General features: G+C 65.4%; 17 protein-coding genes and 1 pseudogene. 13 read left to right on the top strand and 5 right to left on the bottom strand.

Annotated features, from left to right (window positions below):
* The first annotated feature begins 92 nt into the window (after positions 1–92).
* The 8 genes from BJ122_RS02320 (at position 93) to BJ122_RS02285 (ending at position 8,183) form a co-directional block, all read left to right on the top strand.
* On the top strand, positions 93–1,964 hold the full coding sequence (locus tag BJ122_RS02320) for a methylmalonyl-CoA mutase family protein (protein WP_110779555.1): 1,872 nt from the start codon (positions 93–95) through the stop codon (positions 1,962–1,964).
* On the top strand, positions 1,961–2,425 hold the full coding sequence (locus tag BJ122_RS02315) for a GFA family protein (protein ID WP_103012672.1): 465 nt from the start codon (positions 1,961–1,963) through the stop codon (positions 2,423–2,425). The genes BJ122_RS02320 and BJ122_RS02315 overlap by 4 nt, the downstream gene beginning before the upstream one ends.
* A gap of 60 nt (positions 2,426–2,485) precedes the next feature.
* A complete protein-coding gene (gene scpA, locus BJ122_RS02310) occupies positions 2,486–4,642 on the top strand; it encodes a methylmalonyl-CoA mutase (RefSeq protein ID WP_110779554.1) in 2,157 nt (718 codons plus the stop codon).
* Positions 4,643–4,701: 59 nt separating this feature from the next.
* A complete protein-coding gene (locus BJ122_RS02305; RefSeq protein ID WP_110779553.1) occupies positions 4,702–4,962 on the top strand; it encodes a type II toxin-antitoxin system Phd/YefM family antitoxin in 261 nt (86 codons plus the stop codon).
* Complete coding sequence (locus BJ122_RS02300; protein WP_110779552.1) at positions 4,956–5,360, top strand: type II toxin-antitoxin system VapC family toxin; 405 nt, start codon at positions 4,956–4,958, stop codon at positions 5,358–5,360. Before BJ122_RS02305 ends, BJ122_RS02300 begins: the two co-directional genes overlap by 7 nt.
* A 97-nt stretch (positions 5,361–5,457) precedes the next feature.
* Positions 5,458–6,240 carry a DUF3298 and DUF4163 domain-containing protein gene (locus BJ122_RS02295; RefSeq protein WP_110779551.1) on the top strand — a complete coding sequence of 261 codons (783 nt, stop codon included), beginning with the start codon at positions 5,458–5,460 and terminating at the stop codon, positions 6,238–6,240.
* Positions 6,227–7,213 (top strand): methylmalonyl Co-A mutase-associated GTPase MeaB, encoded by a 987-nt coding sequence (meaB, locus tag BJ122_RS02290; protein ID WP_110779550.1) that lies wholly within the window; start codon positions 6,227–6,229, stop codon positions 7,211–7,213. The genes BJ122_RS02295 and meaB overlap by 14 nt, the downstream gene beginning before the upstream one ends.
* 247 nt (positions 7,214–7,460) lie before the next feature.
* A complete protein-coding gene (locus tag BJ122_RS02285; protein WP_110779549.1) occupies positions 7,461–8,183 on the top strand; it encodes a pyroglutamyl-peptidase I in 723 nt (240 codons plus the stop codon).
* Here BJ122_RS02285 and BJ122_RS02280 read toward each other — a convergent pair.
* From BJ122_RS02280 to BJ122_RS02260, 3 genes are all read right to left on the bottom strand, one after another.
* Positions 8,131–8,637 carry a TIGR03809 family protein gene (locus tag BJ122_RS02280; protein WP_110779548.1) on the bottom strand — a complete coding sequence of 169 codons (507 nt, stop codon included), beginning with the start codon at positions 8,635–8,637 and terminating at the stop codon, positions 8,131–8,133. The two genes, BJ122_RS02285 and BJ122_RS02280, sit on opposite strands and share 53 nt — an antisense overlap.
* A 560-nt stretch (positions 8,638–9,197) precedes the next feature.
* Entirely contained in the window at positions 9,198–10,022 is an 825-nt protein-coding gene (locus tag BJ122_RS19120; RefSeq protein ID WP_181418851.1) for a hypothetical protein, read from the bottom strand.
* Positions 10,022–10,588 carry a sigma-70 family RNA polymerase sigma factor gene (locus BJ122_RS02260; protein WP_110779544.1) on the bottom strand — a complete coding sequence of 189 codons (567 nt, stop codon included), beginning with the start codon at positions 10,586–10,588 and terminating at the stop codon, positions 10,022–10,024. Before BJ122_RS02260 ends, BJ122_RS19120 begins: the two co-directional genes overlap by 1 nt.
* A 296-nt stretch (positions 10,589–10,884) precedes the next feature.
* Between BJ122_RS02260 and BJ122_RS02255 the strand changes: the two genes are divergently transcribed.
* The 4 genes from BJ122_RS02255 (at position 10,885) to BJ122_RS02240 (ending at position 14,917) form a co-directional block, all read left to right on the top strand.
* Positions 10,885–12,093 (top strand): GGDEF domain-containing protein, encoded by a 1,209-nt coding sequence (locus BJ122_RS02255; RefSeq protein ID WP_181418850.1) that lies wholly within the window; start codon positions 10,885–10,887, stop codon positions 12,091–12,093.
* Positions 12,090–13,202, top strand: coding sequence for a DUF2336 domain-containing protein (locus BJ122_RS02250; protein WP_110779543.1), 1,113 nt, complete (start codon positions 12,090–12,092; stop codon positions 13,200–13,202). Before BJ122_RS02255 ends, BJ122_RS02250 begins: the two co-directional genes overlap by 4 nt.
* A gap of 241 nt (positions 13,203–13,443) precedes the next feature.
* Positions 13,444–14,031 carry a hypothetical protein gene (locus tag BJ122_RS02245; protein WP_110779542.1) on the top strand — a complete coding sequence of 196 codons (588 nt, stop codon included), beginning with the start codon at positions 13,444–13,446 and terminating at the stop codon, positions 14,029–14,031.
* Between the two features lie 106 nt (positions 14,032–14,137).
* Positions 14,138–14,917, top strand: a complete 780-nt coding sequence (locus BJ122_RS02240) for an enoyl-CoA hydratase (RefSeq protein WP_110779541.1) — start codon at positions 14,138–14,140, stop codon at positions 14,915–14,917.
* A 121-nt stretch (positions 14,918–15,038) separates the two neighbouring features.
* On the opposite strand, the gene BJ122_RS02235 is transcribed toward BJ122_RS02240, so the two are convergent.
* The gene (locus BJ122_RS02235) at positions 15,039–15,296 is read right to left on the bottom strand and encodes a hypothetical protein (protein WP_181418870.1); all 258 of its coding nucleotides are present in this window, start codon (positions 15,294–15,296) and stop codon (positions 15,039–15,041) included.
* A gap of 346 nt (positions 15,297–15,642) precedes the next feature.
* On the opposite strand from BJ122_RS02235, the gene BJ122_RS02230 reads away from it, so the two are divergent.
* Positions 15,643–17,772 carry a putative bifunctional diguanylate cyclase/phosphodiesterase gene (locus BJ122_RS02230; RefSeq protein WP_110779539.1) on the top strand — a complete coding sequence of 710 codons (2,130 nt, stop codon included), beginning with the start codon at positions 15,643–15,645 and terminating at the stop codon, positions 17,770–17,772.
* Between the two features lie 19 nt (positions 17,773–17,791).
* On the opposite strand, the pseudogene BJ122_RS02225 reads toward BJ122_RS02230, so the two are convergent.
* A pseudogene (locus BJ122_RS02225) lies at positions 17,792–18,226 on the bottom strand (CoA transferase); the annotation flags it as partial.
* Positions 18,227–18,271: the final 45 nt, after the last annotated feature.

The raw sequence follows: 18,271 nt of genomic DNA, 5'->3' as shown, positions 1-18,271 counted from the left end.
AAGGCTGCAAACTACTGTTTGGCTTGGCGGCCGCCACATGGCATTTTCCGCCCGGTTTTTCTCCCCCGACGTTTCCGGAGCTTTTCTCGACAATGTCCACTGCACCCGACCACCTTCGGCTCGCGGCCGATTTCGAACCGGCGACCTACGATCAATGGCGCAAGCTGGTCGACGGCGTGCTGAAGGGCGCCCCGTTCGAGAAACTGGTCAACAAGACTTATGACGGGCTGACGATCGCGCCGATCTACCAGCGCGCCGAGAACGTCGCCCCGATCATCGGCCGCCGCCCGGCGACGCCCTGGCAGATCATGCAGCGCATTGATCATCCCGATGCCAAGAAGGCCAACACCCAGGCGCTCACCGACCTCGAGAACGGCGCCACCGGCCTGACTTTGGTGTTCGCCGGCGCCAATGGCGCGCGCGGTTTTGGCTTGGAAGCGACCGAAGAAACCATCGCGCAGGTGCTGGACGGCGTCTATCTCGACGCCGGCATCGCCATCGAATTGCAGATCGGCCCGGCGGCGCGCATGGCCGCGGTCTATCTCGCCGACTACGTGAAGGGCAAAGGCCTCGATCCGGCCGCCTGCGATATCCGCTTCGGTCTTGATCCGATCGGCGCCTGCGCGGTGTGGGGGTCGAGCGCCCATGACTGGTCGGAAATCGCCCCGGCCTTCACCGAGGCCGTCAAGAAGCTGGCCTCGCTCGGCTTCAAGGGCCCGTTCGCGGTCGCCGATGGCCGGGTGATCCATGATGCCGGCGGCTCCGAAGTGCAGGAGCTGGCCTACGTGCTGGCCACTGCGGTGGCCTATCTGCGCGCGCTCGAAGAAGCCGGCGTTGCGCTCGACGACGCCCGCAACATGGTGTTCGCGCGGCTGTCGGCCGATGCCGATCAGTTCCTGACGCTGGCCAAGTTCCGCGCGCTGCGGCTGCTGTGGGCCCGTATCGAAGAGAGCTGCGGCCTGACCCCGAAGCCGCTGCTGGTGTCGGCGGAAACCGCGTGGCGGATGCAGACCCAGCGCGACCCGTCGGTCAACATGCTGCGCGCCACCATGGCGACCTTCGCGGCCGGTCTTGGCGGCGCCAATGCGATCGGCGTGCTGCCGCATACGCTGGCGCAGGGCCTGCCGGATTCGTTCGCGCGCCGCGTGGCCCGCAACACCCAGCTGGTGCTGCTGGAGGAATCCAACCTCGCCAAGGTCGCCGACCCGGCCGCCGGTGCCGGTGGCATCGAGGCGCTGACCAAGGAATTGTGCGAATCCGCCTGGGCGCTGTTCCAGGAGATCGAGCAGGCTGGCGGCGCGTTCGCCGCGCTCGTCGCCAATCTGATCCAGCCCAAGGTCGCCGCCACGCGCGCCGCGCGCCAGGCCGCGGTCGCCAAGCGCCGCGACGTGCTGACCGGCGCCAGCGAGTTCCCCAATCTGCATGAGGAACGCGCCAGCGTGCTCAAGGCCAAGCCGGCCGAGGCCGAGCCCTATGGCAAGCCGAACATCACCTTCAAGGCGCTGACGCCGATCCGGATGGCGCTGCCGTTCGAGGCGCTGCGCAACAAGTCGGATCACGTCCTGGCCCGCAAGGGCGCGCGCCCAAAAGTGTTCCTGGCCAATCTCGGCACCCCGGCCGATTTCACCGCGCGTGCCACCTTCGCCAAGAGCTTCTTCGAGACCGGCGGCATCGAGGCGATCGACACCCAGGGCTTTGCCGATCCGGCGGCGCTGGCGGCGGCCTATGGCGCCTCCGACGCCGCGATGGTGTGCCTGTGTTCCTCGGACAAGGCCTATGAAACTCACGCAATCGCGGCCGCCAAGGCGCTGCGCGACGCCGGTGCCAAACATATCTATCTGGCAGGCCGGCCCGGCGAGCAGGAAGCGGCGTATCGCGAGGCCGGCGTGCAGAACTTCGTGTTCGTCGGCGTCGACGCGCTGAAGATGCTGACCGACGCCTGGGACCAGATCGAGGGCGCATGACCGACGTAGCGCAACCTGTGCTTACCGGCGGCTGTCAGTGCGGGGCGATCCGCTTCGCGCTCACCGCCGTGCCGCTACAGGTGTCGCTGTGTCATTGCCGGATGTGCCAGAAGGCGAGCGGCGCGCCGTTCGCCACGCTGGCCGAGGTCGCCAACAAGGATTTTCGCTGGACCCGCGGCGAGCCGGCCTCGTTCCAGTCCTCGAACATCGCCGCCCGTGACTTCTGCAAGGCCTGCGGCACGCCGCTGAGCTATCGCCAGATCGACGGCGACAGCATCGAGATCATGACCGGGGCGTTTGACCGTCCCGATCGCCTGGTGCCCAAGCTGCAATTTGGCACCGAATCCCGGCTGGGCTGGGTCGGCACCATCGCCGCCCTGCCGAGCAAGACCACGCAGCAGAACTACGGGGCGGATAAGCTCGCCGGCATTTGCAGCCGCCAGCACCCCGATCACGACTAGGATCACTGACGCGCCGCCGGGCCCATGCTAGGCTCAGTGGCGGATAATAGGCAGGATGAGATGAGCCGCATTCCGAATTTCGCCGATATCGCTTTTGCCCGCGCTGCAGGGCCGGCCGCCGACGTCAGCGGCGAGCCGTGGCTGACGCCGGAAGGCATTTTGGTCAAGCCGGGCTATTCCGAAGCCGATCTTGCCGGCATCGATTTCCTCGACACCTGGCCGGGCGTCGCGCCGTTCCTGCGCGGCCCCTACCCGACCATGTATGTCAATCAGCCGTGGACCATCCGGCAATATGCCGGCTTCTCGACCGCGGAAGATTCCAACGCCTTCTATCGCCGCAACCTCGCCGCCGGCCAAAAGGGCCTGTCGGTGGCGTTCGACCTTGCCACCCATCGCGGCTACGACAGCGATCATCCGCGCGTCGCCGGCGACGTCGGCATGGCCGGCGTGGCGATCGACTCGATCTACGACATGCGCACGCTGTTTGCCGGTATCCCGCTCGATCAGATGAGCGTGTCGATGACCATGAACGGCGCGGTGCTGCCGATCCTGGCGCTGTATGTCGCAGCCGCCGAAGAACAGGGCGTGCCGCCGGAAAAACTGTCGGGCACCATTCAGAACGACATTCTGAAAGAGTTCATGGTGCGCAACACCTACATCTATCCGCCGACGCCCTCGATGCGGATCATCTCCGACATCTTCGCGTTCACCTCGCAGAAGATGCCGAAGTTCAACTCGATCTCGATCTCCGGCTATCACATGCAGGAAGCCGGCGCGACGCAGGATCTCGAACTCGCCTACACGCTCGCCGACGGCGTCGAATATGTCCGCGCCGGCATCAATGCCGGGCTCGACATCGACCGCTTTGCGCCGCGTCTATCGTTCTTCTGGGCGATCGGCATGAACTTCTTCATGGAAGTCGCCAAGATGCGCGCGGCGCGGCTGCTATGGGCCAAGCTGCTGACGCCGTTCAATCCGAAGCAGGCCAAGTCGCTGTCGCTGCGCACGCACTGCCAGACCTCGGGCTGGTCGCTGACCGCGCAGGACATCTACAACAACGTGATGCGCACCACGATCGAGGCGATGGCGGCGACCCAGGGCCACACCCAGTCGCTGCACACCAACGCGCTCGACGAAGCGCTGGCGCTGCCGACCGACTATTCGGCGCGCATCGCCCGTAACACCCAGCTGTTCCTACAGCAGGAGAGCGGCACCACGCGCATCATCGATCCGTGGGGCGGCTCGTACTATGTCGAACGCCTGACCCACGATCTGGCGCACAAGGCCTGGCAGCACATCCAGGAAGTCGAGAGCCTGGGCGGCATGGCCAAGGCGATCGAAGCCGGCGTGCCGAAGCTGCGCATCGAAGAAGCCGCGGCGAAAACCCAGGCGCGCATCGATGCCGGCATGCAGGCCGTGATCGGCGTCAACAAGTATCGTCCGACCGACGAGCCGCCGATCGACGTGCTCAAGGTCGATAACTCCACCGTGCGCCGACTGCAGATCGACAAGCTGGGACGGCTCAAGAAGGAGCGCAGCCAGGCCGAGGTCGACGCCGCGCTGCATGCGCTGACCCGCGCCGCCGACGAAGGCAACGGCAATCTGATGGCGCTGGCGATCGACGCCGCGCGCAAGAAGGCCACCGTCGGCGAAATCTCAGACGCGATGGAGAAGGTGTTCGGCCGGCATCGCGCCGAGATCAAGTCGATCACCGGCGTCTACAAGCGAGAGGTGGCGAGCATGGCCAACCGTCTGGACAAGGTGCAGGCGCTGATCGAAGCGTTCGAGGACGCCGAAGGCCGCCGGCCGCGTATCCTGGTCGCCAAGATCGGTCAGGACGGCCATGACCGCGGCCAGAAGGTGATCGCCTCGGCGTTCGCCGATCTCGGCTTCGACGTCGATATCGGGCCGCTGTTCGCCACCGCCGATGAAGCGGCGCGGCAGGCGGTGGAAAACGACGTGCACATTCTGGGCGTGTCCTCGCTCGCCGCCGCGCATCTGACCGCGGTGCCGGAGCTGAAGGCGGCGCTCAAGAAGCTCGGCCGCGAAGACATTATGATCATCATCGGCGGCGTGATGCCGCCGCAGGATTTCGACGCGCTGTATCAGTCCGGCGCCGAGGCGATCTTCCCGCCCGGCACCGTGATCGCCGACGCCGCCGAGGAGCTGATCCACAAGCTCAACGCCCGGCTCGGCCATAGCGAGGCGGCGGAGTAACCCTCCCCGTCCGCTCGCCGCGAATTGACGGATCAATCTAGTTAAACTAGTTTAACCAGATGAAGCAGGTCGGCATTTTCGAGGCGAAAACCCACCTCTCCAGCCTGCTCGACGCGGTCGAGCAGGGGGACGAGATCACCATCACGCGCCACGGCAAGCCGGTCGCCAAGCTGGTGCAGATCAAGGACGAGCTGACCGCGGATCAGATTGCCGAACGCCGCCAGGCGATCCGCAATCTGCGCCAGCTCGCCCGCGACTTGCAGACCGGCGCCTCGCCGGCCGAGCTCAAGAGCTGGATCGATGAGGGCCGGCGTTGTTAGTCATTGACGCCTCGGCGGCGCTCGCCATGGTGTTTGACGAGCGCGAGCACGATGACCAGGTGTTCGACAGCTTGGCCGAGCAGCAGCTGATCGTCCCGGCGCATTGGCATGCCGAGATCGGCAACGCCTTGACCACCGGCATGCGGCGCGGCCGGCTCGATGACGCGCAGCTCGGCTATGCGCTCGCCAATCTCAAAGTGCTGCGCGTTCTGACGGAGGCGCTGCCCGAAGGCGAGGACATCGCCGCAGGCGTGCGCCGCGCGGTGGCCTCGGGATTGACCTATTATGACGAGCTCTATGTCCGGCTCGCCGAACTGAGACAGATTCCGCTGCTGACCTTCGACGCCCAGATGCGCGTTGCAGCCAAACAGCGCGGCGTGGCCCTTCTTCCCAATTGAGCGCTCTCTTGAACAATCTGCTATGGATGCGATGCATGACCACGGCCATTGAGGCCCTGCAACACTGCGACCTTGACGCGCTTGGTGGATATCACTCGTGAAACAGTTTGCTCGATGGGCGGCGGCACTCGTCGTACTCGCCACCGCCTCCCTGCCCTGCTCATTGTCGGCCGGCGATCCCAAGCCCGACTTCCAGATCGTCAGCAAGTCGATCGAGGCCAGCGTGCTGCTTGGCGCGCCGATCAAGGCTGACGCCGCGCTCGCCACCGACTGCCTCGCCGAAGGCCGCAAATGGGCGGAAAAATATCGCGCGGAAGCGGATGCCGCGCGCAAGGAGATGCCGGACGCTTTCAGGGACGGCGGCTGGACCGTGGAGCGCAAATACGACCAGCGCTCGCTGGTCGCTGAGCGCTATGTCAGTATCGTGCGCAGCGACTACACCAACACGGGCGGCGCCCACCCCAATTCCGATCTCGACACCATTGTGTGGGATCGCAGCGCCGGCAAGCGCATCAGCATCCGGCCGTTCTTCAAAGACCTTGCCGATGATGGCGCGGCGCTGCGCGCGATCCGCGATGCGATCATCGTGTCGCTGAAAACCGAGAAGCTGAAGCGCGACATCGACGAGCCCGCCGATCCGGAATGGACCAAGGCGATCGCACCAAAACTGTTGAAAATCGGTGCGGTGACGCTGGCTCCATCGACCGAACCCGGCAAGAGTTCGGGGCTGACATTCCACTACCCGCCCTATGCGGTCGGGCCCTACGCCGAAGGCAGCTACGTCGCCTTCGTTTCCTGGGACAAACTGAAGCCATATCTCAGCGTCGAAGGCGCGGCGATATTTGGCGGCACACGGCCGAAGGGCGATGAAGACCTCTAAAACCATCAATATTGCTGCGATCGCCGATCGCGTCCGATCTGGCGACCGCGCGGCGCTGGCGCGCGCCATCACCTTGATCGAAAGCCGCCGCGCCGACCATCAGGTCGCGGCGCGCGAACTGGTGCAGTTGTTGCTGCCGCACACCGGCCAGGCGATGCGGGTCGGCATCACCGGCTCGCCGGGGGTCGGCAAATCCACCACCATCGACGCGCTCGGCCACTATCTGGTCGAGACCGGGCACAAGGTCGCGGTGCTGGCGGTCGATCCGACCTCGGCGCGTTCCGGCGGTTCGATCCTCGGCGACAAGACCCGCATGGCGCGGCTGTCGATGGCGGATGCCGCCTTCATCCGGCCCTCGCCGGCCGCGGGCACGCTCGGCGGCGTCGCGGCCAAAACCCGCGAGGCGATGCTGCTGTGCGAGGCCGCCGGCTTTGACGTGGTGCTGGTGGAAACCGTCGGCATCGGCCAGTCGGAAACCGCGGTATGCGACATGACCGACTTCTTTTTGGCCTTGATGCTGCCCGGCGGCGGCGACGAATTGCAGGGCATCAAGAAAGGCCTGGTCGAACTCGCCGACATGATCGCCATCAACAAGGCCGACGGCGACTACATCAAGCGCGCCAACCTGACCGCAGCGGAATATCGCGGCGCGCTGCACATCCTGACGCCGCGCTCGACCGAGTGGCAGGTGCCGGTGCTGACCTATTCGGCGATGACCGGCAATGGCATCCCCGAGCTGTGGGCCAAAGTGGTCGAGCATCGCGGCATCGTGCAGCGCTCCGGTGAATTCGATAAGCGCCGCAGCGAGCAGCAGGTGCGCTGGATGTGGACCATGCTGGAAGACCGCTGGCAGTCCAAGCTGCGCGCCGATCCGGCGATCCGCACCAAGGTGCGCGCGACTGAGACTGCGGTCGCGGCCGGTCGGATCGCGCCGTCGCTGGCCGCCGATCAGATCGCCAGCTGGCTGGTCTGATAGCAGCCACTTACATCACCCTCTGCACCCGTCATGGCCGGGCTCGTCCCGGCCATCTACGCATTAGCACCTTGCCCCGCCTTCAAGGCGTGGATACCCGCGACAAGCGCGGGCATGACGAGGCATGGGTGGGAGAAGCTGATATGAGCCGCAGTCTTCTCGTGCGACCATCTTGAATAGTCTCACCGCAGTGCCTTTGTGAGTGCGGTGGCGCCGGGCGTGCCACGCGAGCACGGGAAGCTGGCCGATGAGCACGGCGCTGCGCATTCTGATCACCGGGTTCGGCCCGTTTCCGGGCGCGCCCTATAACCCGACGCCGCAACTGGTCGAGCGGCTGCTGCGGCTGCGCCGGCCGGCGTTTGCCGAGATCGAACGCATCGGCCATGTATTCCCGGTCAGCTACCACGCGGTCGACTGGCAATTGCCGGAACTGCTGGCGCGCTATCGCCCCGATGCGCTGCTGATGTTCGGGCTGGCGGCGCGCACGCCCTATCTGCGCATCGAAACGCGCGCCCGCAATTCTGTGTCGCTGTTGTGGCCCGATGCCGCCCAGCAACGCGGCTGGCGCGCCTGCATCGCGATGGGTGCCGCGCCGGAATCGTTCGGAACGCTGCCGCGGCAATTGCTGCGCGCGGCCAGCGCCACCGGGATCGACACCAGGCTGTCGCGCGATGCCGGCCGCTATCTGTGCAATTATCTCTGTTGGCGCGCGATCGAAGCCACCGGCCGCGCCGACGGGCCGCAGCTCGCGGCTTTCGTGCATATCCCGCTGGTGGCGCGCCGTGGCGCCGTCCCGCCCCGCTTGGCGCAGGACCGGATCAGCGCCGAGCAATTGGTCGATGCCGGCGAAGCGATGCTGATGACATTGCTGAGTGCCACCCGGCGCCGCCGGCGTGAGGCAGCGACCCGTTCCGCACTTACAGCGTCGGCCGCAGCAGCGGATAGCGCCGCTGAATTTCTTCCAGGTTGAGCGGCGCCGAATAGCTCTGCGGCGCGTCGTCCTCGGGCTCGTCGTGTTGATCGACGTCATCGGCCACGGCGGCGATCAGGCAATCGAGCGGCGCCACCGGCGGCGCCTCTTCTTCCGGCACCTCGATCGAGAATGGCGGCTCGGGAACCGGATCGAACACCGGTTCGTCGTCGCTGAATGAGCGGACGCGCGGCGGCACATTGGGATTGCGGCCGAGCCAGGACAGGTCGATCGGCCGGTTATCGGCGCCCGCCTCGCATTCCAGAATGCCGCGCCAGGCGATCACCGCCTGCTTGGCTTCACGGATGTTGTCGATGAAATCCGGCTCGGTATGAAACCGCCGCCAACGGCCGGTCTCGTACAGCTCGGTCAAATAATCGAGCCGCTGCTCGGCCAGAATGCACCAGCGCTCCACCAGGGCGCGCCCCCGAATGACGTCCAGATGTTCTGCCATATGACTGGTCCAGCAATTGAGGAACGGGACACGACGCAACCCAAGCAACTGGTTAAGAAAGGTAGAAGAAACATCGCTAACAAATGATTAACTGCCGCCGGACACCGGCGCGCAAAGACGCCGACGGCATCGAAATCAGCAAATGACTTCAGAAAAACTTGCAGCCGGATGACCGCCTAGCGACCATTTTGCGCGCAATTATGCTGCGCTCGGCTCACCGCGAGCGTCTGGCTGGTCGCCACAGCCAGCGCATGGTCGCAAGCTCGTCGTGGCGGTGGTGGTGGCGGAACAAGAAAAGACCCGCCCGGGGGGACAACCGGGCGGGTCTGAGCCATATTGGCGCTTTGGGTGGATGGGCGCACGCGCCGAATACGGCCCCTAAGGGGAGATCCTGCTCCCAACTATTAAGTCTGGTGCTGCCGGCAAAGGTTCATCGCCACAGCGAATTATTTTCGGATGGCGAGAAACGAGAAGGCGGCGCGGCCGCGAGCACCGACCCGCAACAACGCAAGCGCCGTTGCCGGTTGGTCAGCCTGAGATGGGAACGATCTGCTCAGGGGTTACGGCGCGGCCACCGCGAGCATGACGATCTTCTCGGCCTGCAGCTTGGTCAGCACGCCTTCGAGTTCCTTGCGCGGCAGCGGCCGGTCGCCGAGCTGCACCCGGAACAGCCCGCCTTTGCCGTTCTCCAGCACCGCGGCCTGATAGCGATCGAGCAGCGCCACCACCTCGGCGATCGGCGCCTGCGGGGCAAAGCGCAGCAGCGCCTGCGGCATCGGCGCCGGTCCGACGCTGCGGGTGATCGGGGCGCTCTCCGCGCGCATCGGCGCCTCGGCCATGCGCTGCATCTTGGAATCGGCAGCCATCATAGGCGCGGGCTGCGGGGCACTCGGCGCCGCCATTGCCGGCGGAGGCGGCGGCGCGCTGGGCGCCACGGCGTTCGGCGCGCTGCGCTCGGCGGTCTGCACCGGCACCCGGCCCTGATCGTCCTGCAGCAACAGCGCCGCGATCACCCCGCCCTGCACCAGCAGCAACGCCAGCGCGGCCACGGCGGTGAATGCGACGGTGCGCGGCGACAGCGCCGCCAGCATGCCGCTGAACCAGGAACCGCCGTGCGATCCCCGGCGCTGCGGCTCGGCATCGATCGCCAAAAACAGCTGTTCCAGCGCGTGCGGCGACGGTGCGCCAAGGCTTTCGCTGACCTGGATGGTGGCGGCGCATTCCTCCTGCACGATCGCGAACTGCCGGGCGATCTCGGGATCGCGCTGAATGGCGTCTTCGACGCGGCGCTGGTCCTGGGCGCTGAGCTTGCCGGTGGCGTGCCAGGGCAGCAGCGCTTCGATGGCTCCAGGTTCTTGCTCCCGGACTTTTTTGTTGGTCGCCATCATGGCCAGCCTCGCTCTACGCCGGCTGCTGTGAGCAGTTCGGCCAGTTTCTTGCGCGCATAAAATAAGCGCGTTTTAACCGTGTTTGCCGGAATGCCGACGATCTCCGCTACCTCGTCCACGGAACGCTCGTGGTAGTAGACGAGATCGATGATCTCCCGGTGATCTCGCGAGAGCGAGCTGATGCACCCTCGCAACGCTTCACTGGTGTCCTTCTTCTGGACTGCGATGTCCGGAGTGTCGGCGCCGTCTTCGATCGCTTCGGCAGCATTCTCATCGAGTGCGGCATCCCTTTTGCGCCGCAAGGCGGAGAGTGCCTTGTACCGCGTGATCGCGAGCAGCCACGTCGACACCTCGGAGCGTCGCTCGAACTTCCCGGCCTGCCGCCAGACATCCAAAAACACCTCGCTGATCAGGTCCTCGGCGAGTTGCTCGTCCCGGACAATACGCAGTCCGAAACGATAGACCCTGACGTGATGACGGCCATAGAGCACTTGCATCGCGAGACGATCGCCCTGCGCTATACGAACGAGCAGATCTTCGTCAGCCGCCTGATGGGAACTCACTGGCAGTCTCGCAAAATTAGTCGCTAACCAAACAGAAAGGTTCGACCGAAGGCAGGTCAATCAGGACAATGACGGAGGTTTTTGCACACGTATAGCTGTTCCAAAGTGGGACCCCGCCACCGCCTGTGGCCGGACACCCTGGCGCGAGCTACTCAAATCACTCGCGCAAAAGGCGAAAAATCAAGACGTACCAGAGTGTTGGTTTGTTCCCGGGGAGAGCGCGACACCGCGCTGCAGATACCAAACCTAAAGGCTTTGGCCGTAGCGTGAGCCAACAAAAATCAAATGGCAGGCTCATGGGCGTCAGCGCTCCGATTTACTCACCCCTCCAAGAGGACAATTCTCTCGGCGAGCAGGATTCGCGTGAGTGGTCGATTCGCGTGCGGCTGGCCCGTCAGCGCCGCACCATGCTCGACCTGACCGCTCTGAGCTATCTGGTCGATTCCGGATTGTTGCTGATCTACGGGCTGGCTGGCATGATCCCGCTGACGGCCGGTTTCGGTTTTGCCGCCTGTGGCCTGACCGCGGTCGCCGGTTATCGCGTGCTGCTCGGCGCAGGAATCTGCACCCGCTGGCCGGAACATGTCTGGGTGATCCCGCAGATCATCATTCATTCGGCAGTGCTGGTCGCGTTCGCCTGGGTGTATCCCGAGGTCGGCTTCCTGTTCATGTGCTCGTTGTTCGTGATGTGCAGCTTTGCTGCGCTGCGCGCGACGCTGCGCGAGGCCATCACCGACTGGTGCCTGATCGCACTGGCGGTCGGCGCGCTGCTGATGTTCGGCGATCGGCCGCTGTCACTGCCGCAAGGCACCAGCTTTGAACGCTTCATCGCGGTGGTGGTGCTGATCGCTGCGTTCGGACGCAGCCTCTATCTCGGCACGCTGTCGGCGGCGCTGCGCGACAAGCTGTATCGGCGCAGCGTCGAGCTGAAGCAGGCCTATGACAAGATCGAAGAACTTGCTGAACTCGACGAGCTGACCGGCGCGCTGAACCGGCGCAGCATCATGCGCACGCTCGACGATCAGCTCGACAGCGCGCGGCGCGGCGGCGAGCCGTTATCGATCGCGCTGATCGACCTCGACTGGTTCAAGCGCATCAACGACGTGTTCGGCCATCCGACCGGCGACGAGGTGCTAAAGACCTTTGCGATCTCGATCTTCGCCAACATCCGCACCGCCGACCGGTTCGGCCGCTATGGCGGCGAGGAATTCTTGCTGATCCTGCCGCAGACCGCGCAGCCCGACGCGGCCTTCATTCTGGAACGGCTGCGGATGATCGTCGGCGATCTCGATTGGAGCGCGTTCTCCGACGGCATGCAGGTGACGCTGTCGGCTGGCATCGCCACGCTCGAGTCCGGCGAAACGCCAGACGCGCTGCTGGCCCGCGCCGACGCCGCGCTGTACCAGGCCAAGGAACTCGGCCGTAATCGCATCGCGCTGGCGAACGCCGACGTCGACATCGGCCGTACCGACTGCCTGCCCCCTTACATCAGGATCGACGCATGAGGGGCAAGGCCAACTCCGCCGACAGTCTGCTCGACGAACTGCAAAACACCCTCGCTCACGGCACGGTGGCGCGCCGGGTCGAGACCCTGCGCCGCGTCACCGACCTGTTCATTGAGGGCGCCGTCGATTACTCCGACGAACAGATCGAGCTGTTCGACGACGTGTTCAAATGCCTGGTGCTGCACATCGAGTCCAAGGCCAAGGTGCTGCTCGCCGAACGGCTGGCGCCGCTTGGCAAGGCGCCGCCGCGCATCATCCAGCATCTGGCGTTTGACGATCAGCTCGCGGTCGCCGGCCCGGTGCTGTCGCAATCGCCGCAGCTCGACGACAAGACGCTGATCGAGAATGCCCGCCGCAAGAGCCAGGGCCATATGCTGGCGATCTCGAAACGAACGGCGCTGAGCGGCGACGTCACCGAGGTGCTGGTCGAGCTCGGCAATCATGAAGTGGTGCACAGCACCGTCAATAATCCCGGCGCGCAGTTTTCCGCCAAGGGCTACGCCAAGCTCGCCGAGCGCGTCGAGAACGAGGACGAACTGGTCAGCCTAGTCGGTGTGGTCGCCTCGATGCCGCGGCATCATTATTTGAAACTGGTCGCGAAAGCGTCGGCCTCGGTGCGGGCGCGATTGGAAGCCGCCAATCCGCAGGCCGCTCACGAGATCGCCTCGGCGGTGCGCGAGATCGGCCGCCGTGCCCGCTCGCCCAAAGTGGCGAGCGAAGAAACTACCATCGCCCACGGCCTGGTACGCTCGCTCTATGAAGACGGCCGGCTCGACGATGCCATGGTGTACAGCTTCGCTTCCACCGGCAAATTCGACGAAACCAACGCTGCGATCGCTTGCCTGGCCAAAGTGTCGGTGTCGATCGCCGAGAACATGATCGTGCAGGCGCGCGCCGAGGGCGTGATGATCCTCGCCAAGGTCGCCGGCCTGACCTGGCCGACCGTGGAAGCGATCATCCGGCTGCGCGATGAACTATCCGGCATGCCGCCACCGGAACTCGACGCCTGCCGATCGACCTATGAACATCTGCGCCCCTCGACGGCGCAGCAGGTGCTGCGTTTCCACCGCATGCAGCAGGAAACCGGGCGCGCCGCGCCCGCGGCCTAGCGCTTTTTCGGTTGTGATGGAAACAGAACCGAAGCTCTAACTTGATGTTCTGACGGGCTTTCTTGACGCGAACCGGATCCACTTCGCTCAAAAACGCGATAGCCCCGCCGCAGCGGACCGCATGGATTACCTCCTGCCGTCGTTTTGCCCCGAACAGCCCAGTTTGCCCTTGTTTTCGCCGCGCTGACGACACCGCGGCCGTTTTAGGTCCAGCCCCGGGACTGGCAACCGGGAGATCGTCATGTCATTTACGACCCGCTTCGCCTTCGCGCTGGCAACAGGGCTGTGGATCGGTTTCGGGGGCCTCGCGCTCAGCGGCGCCGTCAATCCGGCATCGGCCGCAGGCGCCGTCAGCAAACAGAAAGCCGACGCAGCCACGCCAAGCGAGACGCGCAAACGCGCCAGCGGGCGCCACGCCAAGACTTCGTCAAAGCCGGCGGCGACTGCTGCCGCTGCGACCGGCGCGGCAGCAGCTGCTGCGGTGGCGACGGGCGCGGCCACTGCGGCGACGCCAACGCCGGAACTGCCGGACGCGATCGCCAATGCCCATGCGCAAATGTCCGATATGCGCACCGACAGCGCCGCCGCACCGTTGGCAGCGACCGAACAGCGCAGCGCCGAGGCCGAGGTGGTGGCCGCCGACCAGCTCAATGAACTCGACCGCCAGGCCAGCGCGGCGACGTCAGCACAGCACAGCAGCGCCGCAGCGACGCAGCCAACCGCCAGCAAGGCGACGCTGTGGGACCAGACCTCGCTGATCGGCAAGATTTTTATCGCCTTTGGCGCCCTGCTCACGGCGGCTTCGGCGGCACGGCTGGCGATCGCCTGAGCGGCGGGAACTCGCGCCGGGGTGGCAGCGGCGGCTCGCCGCCTCCCCCTTGATGCCGGCAGCGCCAGCGGGCAGATTGCCGCCCTCATTCAGAGTGCGGGGTCCAATGAACAACTACGAATATCTGATCGTCGAACGCCAGGCAGCCGTCGGCCTGATCCGTCTCAACCGCCCGAAAATGCTGAACGCGCTGTCATTTGGCGTTTTTCGTGAGATCGCGACCGCGATCGACGAATTGGAAGCCGATGACGCGATCGGCTGTATCGTGCTGACCGGCAACGAAAAGGCTTTCGCCGCCGGCGCCGATATCAAGGAAATGCAGCCCAAGACCTTCATCGACATGTTCAACGCCGATTTCCACACGATCGGCGGCAACCGTGTCACCACCTGCCGTAAGCCGACCATTGCTGCGGTATCCGGCTACGCGCTGGGCGGCGGCTGCGAGCTGGCGATGATGTGCGACTTCATCATCGCCTCCGACACCGCCAAATTCGGCCAGCCGGAAATCACGCTCGGCACCATTCCGGGCATCGGCGGCACCCAGCGCCTGACCCGGGCGATCGGCAAGGCCAAGGCCATGGATCTGTGCCTGACCGGGCGCATGATGGACGCCGCCGAAGCCGAGCGAGCCGGGCTGGTGAGCCGGGTCGTGCCGGCCGACAAGCTGATGGAAGAGACCATGGCGGCGGCCGAAAAGATCGCTGCGATGTCGCGGCCGGCGGCAGCGATGGCCAAGGACGCGGTGAACCGCGCCTTTGAAACCACGCTGTCGGAGGGCATGAGCGTCGAGCGCGATCTGTTCCACGCCACTTTCGCGCTGGAAGACCGCGCCGAGGGCATGGCCGCCTTCATCGAAAAGCGGCCGGCGACGATCCGCAACCGCTGAGCTTGCTCACGCCGCCCGGTCGGTTCGATCCGAAGCGACCGGGTTGGCGGCTCAATGACGGCGACACCGCCGCCGTCAACGCCGCGCATCAGCAGGCACAATCTCGAACAACCGCGAAAATTCAGCAGGCTTCCGGCAGATCGGAGCTTGAACGCAGGCTGGCGGGCACCGCCACCTCATCGAGCGCGGCCGCATGCCGCGCCGGCTTGGGCGGAAACACCGGCAGCCGCCGCGCCGTGTTGCGCTTGCCGGTCTCGCTGAGCACATGGCCGGTGGCGACGCAGATGAAATGCTGCTTCGAGCACGCCAGACAGGTCACCAGCTCATAGGTTTCGCGATCGCCGGACCACAGCTCTTTCGGGAGCCATGTCTGCGTCATTAGTCCGGTTTGCGGACAGCGATATACGAGCAAGGACGACATGCGAACAAACTAGGCATCGGCAGGCGCCCTTCGCTTGACTTAAGTCAAACCATGCCTGCGCCGATTTGACGCCAAGCCGCGCCGCGGCATCCCACAAAGCCGCTCGGGCGCTGGTTCCAGCTTGGAACCCGCCTGTTCGTCCCGCACTGCAACGCGAAAGCCGCGCCAACACTCGTACTCGTACCAGTGGGCTAATTGATTCAATTTTAGGCCGCACCACCACAAATTATGCGCGTGACAGCGCCTTGTCGGCGCGATCGAGACCGATGATGAGCTACTTACGTATCGACGGTGCGGGCTTGTGATGAATCACCCTGGTCCGCTCGGCACCATTTCCGAAACCGAGACGCTGTGCCGCGCGGCGCATCGGCTGGCGCTGACCATTGCGCTGGTGATGGCGGTCGGCGGCCCGACGCTGGCAATCAGCGCGGCGCTGCTGGTCGGAATTGATCTGAGCGCGCTGTGGCTGTCGCCGCCGCAAACGATGATCGCAATCGCGTTGCTCAGCCTGCTCGGCGGCGGTGCTATCTACGCCGTGATCCGCCGCGCGGCGCTGCAAACCATCACCGGCACCTTGCAGCAGATGGCGACCAAACACCATGACATGATGGCAAGCATGGCGACGCTCAGCGAGCAGAACTGCGCGCTGGTGGCGCAAGAGCAAGCGCTACGCGCCGCCGAGGTGGCCCTTGAGAAGCGGACCGCACAGCTGCGCGACGCGCAGCGGCTCGGCCAGATCGGCGACTGGAGCTATCGGATCGGCGATGCCGAGATGTGGTGCTCCGACGAATTGAAGCGACTGCTCGGCTATGATCCGGATCGGTTCGTAGCGACGCGCACCGCAGTGATGGCGCTGCATGTCGGCGACAGCGCGCGCCAGGTGCTAACCTCGCAGGCCCAGGTGATGCGCACCGGCGACATCCACTGCGTCGACGTCAAGCTGCGCCGCGGCGACGGCTCGATCGGCGACTTCGCGGTCACCAGCAAGGCGCTGATCGATGCCGATGGCCGGGTGGTCGGCTTCAGTGGCACCATTCAGGATATTTCGGCGCGCAAGGCCGCCGAAAATCAGCTCGCCCAATTGGCGTTCTTCGATCCGCTCACCGGGCTCGCCAACCGCACTTCATTCCATCGCGAAACCGCCGAGCTGCTGCGACGCAGCCGGCGTTCCGGTCAGCCGGCCGCGCTGCTGATGTTCGACCTCGACGGTTTTAAGGACATCTACGACTCGCTCGGCCACACCATTGCCGACGAACTATTGGCCAAGGCCGCCGAGCGCATCGCTGGCACGGCCGGAGCCAAGGCGACCGCCTCGCGGCTCGACGGCAGTGAATTCGCGGTGCTGCTCGGCGAAGCCAGTTTGCAGGAAGCCGAACTGGTCGCCAATGCCATCATCGCCGCGCTGTCGGTGCCGATCGAAACCGAACGCGGCGAAGTCAGCGTCGGTGTCAGCATCGGCATCGCCACCATGCCGCGCGACGGCATCACCTTTAACGACCTGCTGCGCGCCGCCGATCTGGCGCGGCACCACGCCAAGGCGGCAGGACGCGGCGTCGTCAAAGTGTTCGAGCCGGGCATGAGCGCGGCCGTGCAGCAACTGATCGCGCTCGGTCACGATCTGCGGCTGGCGCTCGAATGCGGTGCCGGGCTGCAACTGCGATATCAGCCGCAGCTTGAACTGGCGACGCAGCGCGTGACCGGTCATCAGGCACTGGCGCTCTGGGATCACCCGAGCGCGGGCGTGCAGCCTCATCACCAATTGATGGCCATTGCCGACAGCGCTGGTATCAGCTGCGAAGTCGCGCTCTGGCTGCTGCGCGAAGCGGCGGCACAGGGCGTTGTGTGGATTCATCGCGGCGCGCCGCGCATGATCGCCGTGCAGGTGCACGCCGCGCCGCTGCTGCGCAGCGATTTCATCGGCGAGCTGGCGCAGATCCTGGAGCTGAGCAGCCTGCCGCCGCATCTGCTGTGCCTGGAGCTGACCGCGAGCCTGCCCGACGATCAGCACGCCGAACAATTCGAAGCGCTGCTCAGCCGGCTGAAACGGCTCGGCGTGAGCGTGCGTCTCAGCGGCTTCGGCACTCACACCTGTTCGATCCGCCATTTGGGATTGCTGCCGCTCGATGGCGTCTCGATTGATGGTCAATTCCTGCACAACATCGAGCAATCCGAACGGGCGCGGCGCGCGCTGCACGGCATTATCGCCTTGGGGCAAAGCCTCGGGCTCACCGTGCTGATGCAGGGCGTCGAACACGTCGCGCATGCTGATGTGCTGGCCGAGCTCGGCTGCGACCTTGCGCAAGGCTCGCATTTCGCAGCGCCGCTGCTGCCGGCCGCGGCGGCACGGTTCGCCGCGGAGCGCGACCAACTGGCATCATCCGCTGCACCGTCGAAAGGAGTGGACGAGACCCGGCGATCCGTCACCGGCCGATAGTAACGTCGCGGTTTGACGACTAACCGGAACTCCAGCGCGGCGGATGGCTGCCGAGCGGCATCGCTGGTCTGGTCCATGCTGCCGGCGTCGCCGACAACTCGGCCGCGTGACGCACGGCTTCAAGCTCACCAAAGCCAGACGGCAAGCGCTGCAGCAGCGGCGCGATCGTATCGCGGATGATGTCCGGCGCAGCCAGCCCCTGCGGCAGCCGGCCCATGTCCCACAGCCATTGCCCGATGCGCGCCAGCGACACTTCCACATGCCAGCTGCCACCTCCGCGCGCCTGCCGGGCAAGCGCCATCATCGCACCGGCCGCCATCAGATAGCCGGTGGCGTGATCGAGGATCTGCATCGGTAGTTCCTTGGGCAATTCCTTGGGGCCGTTGCTCCCAGCCGCCTGCCCTTCGGCGTGATTGAAGCCAGTCGCGCATTGCACCAGCGAGTCAAAACCGCGCGCGGCTCATCGCCGGTCAGCGTCACCTGCTCGAGCGCGGCCGCA

Source organism: Rhodopseudomonas faecalis (assembly GCF_003217325.1).
Lineage (GTDB): Bacteria > Pseudomonadota > Alphaproteobacteria > Rhizobiales > Xanthobacteraceae > Rhodopseudomonas > Rhodopseudomonas faecalis.
This window is presented reverse-complemented; position numbering and strand designations above follow the sequence as displayed.

Bases quoted from the DNA above. Each gene is read 5' to 3' on its own strand.
- BJ122_RS02235 (WP_181418870.1), bottom strand. From the start codon at position 15,296: ATGACGCAGACATGGCTCCCGAAAGAGCTGTGGTCCGGCGATCGCGAA.
- BJ122_RS02315 (WP_103012672.1), top strand. From the start codon at position 1,961: ATGACCGACGTAGCGCAACCTGTGCTTACCGGCGGCTGTCAGTGCGGG.
- BJ122_RS02230 (WP_110779539.1), top strand. From the start codon at position 15,643: ATGAATCACCCTGGTCCGCTCGGCACCATTTCCGAAACCGAGACGCTG.
- BJ122_RS02245 (WP_110779542.1), top strand. From the start codon at position 13,444: ATGTCATTTACGACCCGCTTCGCCTTCGCGCTGGCAACAGGGCTGTGG.
- BJ122_RS02305 (WP_110779553.1), top strand. From the start codon at position 4,702: ATGAAGCAGGTCGGCATTTTCGAGGCGAAAACCCACCTCTCCAGCCTG.
- BJ122_RS02280 (WP_110779548.1), bottom strand. From the start codon at position 8,637: ATGGCAGAACATCTGGACGTCATTCGGGGGCGCGCCCTGGTGGAGCGC.
- BJ122_RS02320 (WP_110779555.1), top strand. From the start codon at position 93: ATGTCCACTGCACCCGACCACCTTCGGCTCGCGGCCGATTTCGAACCG.
- BJ122_RS02285 (WP_110779549.1), top strand. From the start codon at position 7,461: ATGAGCACGGCGCTGCGCATTCTGATCACCGGGTTCGGCCCGTTTCCG.
- BJ122_RS02255 (WP_181418850.1), top strand. From the start codon at position 10,885: ATGGGCGTCAGCGCTCCGATTTACTCACCCCTCCAAGAGGACAATTCT.
- scpA (WP_110779554.1), top strand. From the start codon at position 2,486: ATGAGCCGCATTCCGAATTTCGCCGATATCGCTTTTGCCCGCGCTGCA.
- meaB (WP_110779550.1), top strand. From the start codon at position 6,227: ATGAAGACCTCTAAAACCATCAATATTGCTGCGATCGCCGATCGCGTC.
- BJ122_RS19120 (WP_181418851.1), bottom strand. From the start codon at position 10,022: ATGGCGACCAACAAAAAAGTCCGGGAGCAAGAACCTGGAGCCATCGAA.
- BJ122_RS02240 (WP_110779541.1), top strand. From the start codon at position 14,138: ATGAACAACTACGAATATCTGATCGTCGAACGCCAGGCAGCCGTCGGC.
- BJ122_RS02250 (WP_110779543.1), top strand. From the start codon at position 12,090: ATGAGGGGCAAGGCCAACTCCGCCGACAGTCTGCTCGACGAACTGCAA.